The 6,265-nt window shown below is 60.6% G+C and carries 5 protein-coding genes; 2 read left to right on the top strand and 3 right to left on the bottom strand.

Going from position 1 to position 6,265, the window contains the following annotated elements; translation table 11 throughout:
• The 3 genes from EOD15_RS26225 to EOD15_RS26215 all read right to left on the bottom strand — a co-directional run.
• The coding region (locus EOD15_RS26225; RefSeq protein ID WP_127408975.1) for a SpoVR family protein at positions 1-1,364 on the bottom strand (1,364 nt) is incomplete at its 3' end.
• 9 nt (positions 1,365-1,373) lie between these two features.
• Positions 1,374-2,684, bottom strand: a complete 1,311-nt coding sequence (locus EOD15_RS26220) for a YeaH/YhbH family protein (protein ID WP_127320742.1) — start codon at positions 2,682-2,684, stop codon at positions 1,374-1,376.
• 18 nt (positions 2,685-2,702) lie between these two features.
• Positions 2,703-4,652 carry a PrkA family serine protein kinase gene (locus EOD15_RS26215; RefSeq protein WP_013529362.1) on the bottom strand — a complete coding sequence of 650 codons (1,950 nt, stop codon included), beginning with the start codon at positions 4,650-4,652 and terminating at the stop codon, positions 2,703-2,705.
• 241 nt (positions 4,653-4,893) lie between these two features.
• Here EOD15_RS26215 and EOD15_RS26210 point away from each other — a divergent pair, with 241 nt between their 5' ends.
• Both EOD15_RS26210 and EOD15_RS26205 read left to right on the top strand, forming a co-directional pair.
• Entirely contained in the window at positions 4,894-5,700 is an 807-nt protein-coding gene (locus EOD15_RS26210) for an alpha/beta hydrolase (RefSeq protein WP_127320743.1), read from the top strand.
• A 100-nt stretch (positions 5,701-5,800) separates the two neighbouring features.
• On the top strand, positions 5,801-6,265 hold a 465-nt coding region (locus EOD15_RS26205), incomplete at its 3' end, for a thiamine pyrophosphate-binding protein (protein ID WP_245463770.1).

Raw genomic sequence — 6,265 nt, 5'->3', positions numbered from 1 at the left:
TCGCCGAGCAGATCGACATCCACCACCTGAATGTCCGGCCGGTTCGCGCCGAGATCATAGCTGTTGGCGAGCGTGGCGCGTATCTTGGCGTAGCCGCGCTCATCGTGGATCGAGGCGACCAGACAATGCGGTTGGTCGGCAGCGTCGCCAAGCACAAAAAACCGCCATTTCCGGATCAAGGCCGGACTGAGGTACTGGCGGATGAAGGATTCGTCGCGATGCTCGGCCCAGGCGTCAAGCAGAACCTCGCGCCAGTTGCCCTGGCCGGCGATGTCGGGGAACCAATCGCGGTCCTCGGCCGTGGGTTTGGTCGAAATGCGCTGAATGTCCTGCATCATGTCGAGGCCGAGAGCATAGGGGTTGATGCCGGAAAAACGCGGATCGTCGAAGGCCGGCTGAAAGACCACGTTGGAATGATTGCGCAGGATTTCGAGCATGGCGCCTTCGCTGATCTGGCCACGGTCGAACAGCATGTTCATCAGCGTATAGTGCACGAACGTGGCGCAGCCCTCGTTCATCACCTGTGTTTGCCGTTGCGGGTAAAAATATTGCGCGATGACCCGAACGATCCTGATGATCTCGCGCTGCCAGGGCTCCAGGACCGGGCTGTTCTTTTCCAGGAAATAGAGCAGGTTTTCCTCAGGCAGGTTTAACGATTTCTTCCGCTCCGGGTCCTGGCCCTTGTCGTTGGCCGCTTGCTGCGAAGGCGGCAGCGTACGCCACAAGTCGTTGTAGGAGCGCTCCTCGTATTCGAGACGCTCGCGAATTCCTTCGCGCTGCCGTTCCGAAGACAGCCTCGGCGGCCGGTGATAGCGAAACACGCCCTGATCCATCAGCGCGTGGGCGGAATCGAGCACAGCCTCGACGGCGGCGAGGCCGTGCCGCTCCTCGCAACGGACTATGTAGCCCTTGGCGAAGTCCAGGTAGCCGAGGATCGCACCTGCATCCGTCCATTGTTTGAACAATTGATTGTTCTTGAAGAAATGATTGTGCCCGAGCGCTGCATGGGCCGTCACCAAGGCCTGCAGGGCCATGGTGTTTTCCTCCATCAGATAGACGATGCAAGGGTTGGAATTGATGACCAGTTCATAAGCAAGCCCTCGCCCGCCTTTGCGATAGAGCAGATCCTGGTGGAGGAAATGTTTGCCGAAAGACCAGTGACGGTACATCAATGGCATGCCGATGGACGAATAGGCGTCGAGCATCTGCTGCGAGGAGATGATCTCCATCTGAACGGGATAGGTGTCCAGATGAAGCTCTTCGACCGCAAGTGCCTCGATCGCGTCGTATGCCCGCGACAATGTTTTGAAATCCCAGTCGGACCCTGAAAAAAGCAGGCTGGATTTGCTGGCTTGTCTGGCCATCGGGAACCCTCACGCTCTCTTGAGGGAGGCCGGCTGCCTGCCGAAGAGCTGGCGAAAGACCGGGTAGATATCGGCGGGCGTAGCGATGCGGCTCATCTGGAAGTTCGGCCATTTCTGATCGATGGCGTTATAGGCACGCCACAGCGACGTCCCGTTTTCGGTCGAGCCGAAAATATGGGCTTCACGCTCGTCGATGATCTCGACATAGGCAAAATACTGGCACAGCCGCATGAGCTCGCCGTTGAGCAGCGAAATGCATCGCTCTGAATCGCCGGCGAAATTGTCGCCGTCCGAGGCTTGGGCGGCATAGATGTTCCAGTCGTGTGCCGGGTAACGGCTGACGATAATACGGTGCATTTCCTCCAGCGCGGTGGAAACGACAGTGCCGCCGCTTTGGGTGTTGTAGAAAAATGTTTCCTCGTCGACCTCCTGAGCCAGGTGCGTATGGCGGATGAAGACAATCTCGATGCGGTCGTAGCGCCGTTTCAAGAACAGGTGCAGCAGCACGAAGAAGCGCTTGGCCAGATCCTTCTCGCGCTCGCCCATGGACCCGGACACGTCCATCAGACAGAACATGACGGCATTGGCGTTCGGCACCGGCCGGGAATCGAAGCGGTTGAAGCGGATGTCGACCGGATCGACATAGGCAATCCGGCGGCGGCGTCGTTCCAGCCGGTCAAGCTCTTCGCGCAATGCCGCGATACTCTGGCGCGCGTCGACGCTGGATGGCGTCGACTCGAGCGAGGCGATTTCCTCAAGGATCGCATCCAGTTCGACCTGCTTGGGGCGCCTCAGCGCAATGCGGCGGCCGTGGCTGTTGCGCATCGTGCGGCCGACATTGATGTTGGTGGGCGAACCGGTGGCGGCAAAGCCCGCCCTGCGCGGCTTGAAGGCAAGGATCTCCTTGAGGTTGAGCTTGACCATGTCGGGGAGTTCGAGATCCTCGAAGAAAAGATCGAGCACTTCCTCGCGCGACAGTACGAAACGAAAGTCGTCCTCGGATGCCTTGTTTCCCGGGGACGATGCTCCCCCGCCGCCTCCGCCGGGCTTGGGGATCAGGTCTCCAGCGGAGAAATGCCTGTTGCCCGGCAAGATGTGCTGGCGCCTGCCACTGTCGCGGGCGTTGTTGAAGCTCGGCTCGCTTGTGCCTCTTTCGGGCATGCGCACGGCGTGCTCGGAATCCGCGTCGGCAATCCTGCCGGTGCGGATCTGGTCGCGTATGCTCCGCTTCAATTCCTCGCGCGCGCGTCGGAGGAAGCGCTGGCGATTGCCGAGACTCTTGTCTTTCGGGTTCAGGCGGCGGTCGATGAAGATCGGCATGGAACCATTCCGGGTTCTCTAACCCGCCCTGTTCACCCGCATGTACCAGTCCACAAGGCGACGAACCTGCCGCTCGGTGTAGCCGCGCTCGACCATCCGCTGCACGAATTCATTGTGCCGCTTTTCCGTGACGCTGTCCTGTTTGGAGCCGAAACTGATCACCGGCAGGAGGTCCTCGACCTGGCCGAACATGCGTTTCTCGATGACTTCCCGCAGCTTTTCGTAACTTGTCCACGCCGGGTTGCGGCCATGGTTTCTTGCACGGGCGCGCAACGTGAATTTCACCACCTCATTGCGGAAATCCTTGGGATTGGCGATGCCGGCCGGTTTTTCGACCTGCGAAAGCTCGTTGTCCAAAACCTCGCGGTTGAGGATCTGGCCGGTGTCGGGATCCTTGTAGTCCTGGTCTTCGATCCAGGCGTCGGCATAGGCGATGTAGCGGTCGAAAAGATTCTGGCCGTACTCGCTGTACGATTCCAGATAGGCTTTCTGGATCTCATGGCCGATGAATTCGGCATACCGCGCGGCCAGCTCGGACTTGATGAACTCCAGATAGGCGGCTTCCGTCTCCTTCGGAAACTGTTCGCGCTTGATTGCCTCCTCCAGGATGTACATGAGGTGCACGGGGTCGGCGGCCACCTCTTCGGTGTCGTAGTTGAAGGTCTGCGACAGGATCTTGAAGGCAAAGCGCGTGCTGACGCCGGCCATGCCCTCGTCGACGCCGGCGGCGTCCCGATATTCCTGAACAGACTTTGCCTTGGGGTCGACCTCCTTGAGGTTCTCGCCGTCATAGGCGCGCATCTTGGTGTAGAGCGGCGAATTGTCGTGCTCGGCCAAACGGGTTGAGACGGTAAACCGGCTGAGGATGTCCAGCACCTCTGGAGCGCAGGGACTGGCGGCCAATTCGCTCTCCCGCAGCAGTTTCTCGTAGATCTGCCGCTCTTCGGTTATCCGCAGGCAATACGGCACCTTGACCACGAGGATGCGATCGAGAAAGGCCTCATTGTTCTTGTTGTTCTTGAACTGCAGCCATTCCGACTCGTTGGAATGGGCCACGATGATCCCCTGGTAGGGAAAGGCGCCGAAATTTTCGGTGCCGTTGTAGCTGCCTTCCTGGGTGGCGGTCAGCAGCGGATGCAGGACCTTGATAGGCGCCTTGAACATTTCGACGAATTCAAGCAGGCCCTGGGTGGTCCGGTTCAGTCCGCCACTATAGGAATAGGCGTCCGGATCGGATTGGCTGAAGTTTTCCAATTGCCGGATGTCGACCTTGCCGACCAGGGCCGAAACGTCCTGATTGTTCTCGTCGCCGGGCTCGGTCTTGGCGATGCCGATCTGGCGCAGTCGCGACGGCATCAGCTTGACGACGCTGAACTTGGAAATGTCGCCGGAAAGTTCGTCGAGGCGCTTGGCCGCCCATGGCGAAATGAGCCCATTCAACCGGCGTCGGGCAATGCCGTATTTATCCTCCAGCAGGTCGCCCATGCGATCCGGGTGGAAAAGACCAAGCGGCGATTCGAAAACCGGGCTGACCTGATTGCCGACCTTCAACGTGTAGATCGGGCGCTGTTCCATCAACTTCTTCAGCCGCTCGGCAAGGGAGGATTTGCCGCCGCCCACGGGGCCGAGCAAATAGAGGATTTGCTTGCGCTCCTCGAGCCCCTGGGACGCATAGCGAAAATAGCCGGCGATGCGCTCGATTGTGTCCTCCATGCCATAGAAGTCCGCAAAGGAAGGGTACACTTTCAGGGTCCGATTGGAGAAAATGCGGCCGAGCCGCTCATCCTTGCTGGTGTCGACCAGGTTCGGCTCGCCGATCGCCTCGACCATCCGTTCAGGCGCCGAGGCATACATCGACTTGTCCTCGCGGCAGGCAAGGAGATATTGCTGGATGCTGATCTCTTCCTGCGCCGCGTTGGTGTAAATTTCCGAAAACAGATCGAAGACGTCAGACTGGTTCTCTCGCATGATGCTTTTGCCCTCGGAGCCGCTGTGGCTTCCATTCGGCTCACCTCGCATTCAACTGTCGGGGGGTGCCGTTTGTTCCCTTGATGTGAAGAGGTGGCTACGATCATGAGGATTTGAGGCCACTCCGGGATCAAGGCGCTCGGTGCGGAGCGGCATTCAGCGCGGGTAGCGGGTGTGTTGCGAATCCCTGACTGGACGGCTGGGGCCGCCGCGTGCAGTCTTGCCTCGTCAGGAGACAGTGATGATCGATCGACGAAGCCTGATCTTGGCCTCGGTGGCGGCGATGCTGCCGTTGGAAGCATCGGCCGCGTCGGAAACACGCCGACCCACGCTAAAGACCTTAGACTACGGGCCGGCCAAGCTCGACATCTATGCGCCCGATGGTGCAATGGGGCTGCCGGTCGTGTTTTTCGTTCATGGCGGCACCTGGCAGTTTGGCAAACGCAGTCAGGTCGACGCCAAACCGGCCTTCCTGCTCGCCAACGGCTTCTGCTTCGTCTCCATCGATTACCGCATGTTGCCGCAGGCCGATGTCGCCACCCAGGCCGGTGACGTCGAAAAGGCCTACGCCTACATCAGGGCCAACATCGCCCGACATGGCGGCGATCCCAGCCGCATCGTCGGCATGGGCCATTCGGCCGGCTGCCATCTGGTTGCGCTGACCGGCATGCGCGGCGGATTGCCGGGCATAGCCGCACTCATTCTCGACGACACCAGGGCCTATGATCTTGCAGCACTTGCCAAGAAGGGCGGCATGGTCCGGGCCTATGCCCGCGTCTTTTCCGATCCCGCGCAATGGGCGGCACTGTCGCCGGCCAGCCATGTCGACGGCCGCAGGCACCCGCCGACGTTCATTGCCTATTCGCGCGCTCCTGGCCGCGGCGAGGACTCCAAGGCCTTTGCCGAGCGCCTGCGCGCGACGGGCACCCAGGTCACGCTGTTCGACGGCAGCGCCTACACGCATATGTCGATCAATCGCGATTTCGGCGAGGACGGCGATGCGCTGACCGCGGCCGCGCTGGCATTCCTGAAATCGACGGTTGGCTGATCCTTACGGCACTGGATCAGACCAAAAGTGGCGGCGGGATATTGCTGTGCGGGCGCGCCCGGGTGCAAGTGCTCTTCGATCGTGAGCGGGAGGGAATTGCATGAACGGCGCCGATGTCCTGTGTGACGTGCTTCTGGCCAATGATGTGACGGTCTGCTTCGCCAATCCCGGCACCTCCGAAATGCACTTCGTTGCAGCACTTGACCGCAAGCCGAAAATGCGTTGCGTGCTCGGGCTGTTCGAAGGGGTGGTGACTGGTGCCGCCGATGGCTATGCGCGGATGACCGATCGGCCGGCCGCGACGCTGCTTCACACAGGTCCCGGCCTGGCCAACGGGCTCGCCAACATGCACAATGCCCGGCGTGCCTTCAGCCCGATGATCAACATCGTCGGCGACCACGCCTCTTACCATCTGCCGCTCGATGCCCCGCTCACCAGCGATATCGAAAGCCTTGCGACGCCGATGTCCAACTGGGTCGGCCGCGTCAAGGGCCCGGCCGACATCGTGCCGGCAGCTGAAGCAGCCTTTCGCGCCTCGCTGACACCGCCCGGCGTCGCGACGATG

It is taken from the genome of Mesorhizobium sp. M7A.T.Ca.US.000.02.2.1 (assembly GCF_003996995.1).
Taxonomy (GTDB): Bacteria; Pseudomonadota; Alphaproteobacteria; order Rhizobiales; family Rhizobiaceae; genus Mesorhizobium.
This window is presented reverse-complemented; position numbering and strand designations above follow the sequence as displayed.

What these genes read in the sequence shown, in the direction of transcription:
- EOD15_RS26215 (WP_013529362.1), bottom strand. Translation starts at nt 4,652, where the DNA reads ATGCGAGAGAACCAGTCTGACGTCTTCGATCTGTTTTCGGAAATTTAC.
- EOD15_RS26210 (WP_127320743.1), top strand. Translation starts at nt 4,894, where the DNA reads ATGATCGATCGACGAAGCCTGATCTTGGCCTCGGTGGCGGCGATGCTG.
- EOD15_RS26220 (WP_127320742.1), bottom strand. Translation starts at nt 2,684, where the DNA reads ATGCCGATCTTCATCGACCGCCGCCTGAACCCGAAAGACAAGAGTCTC.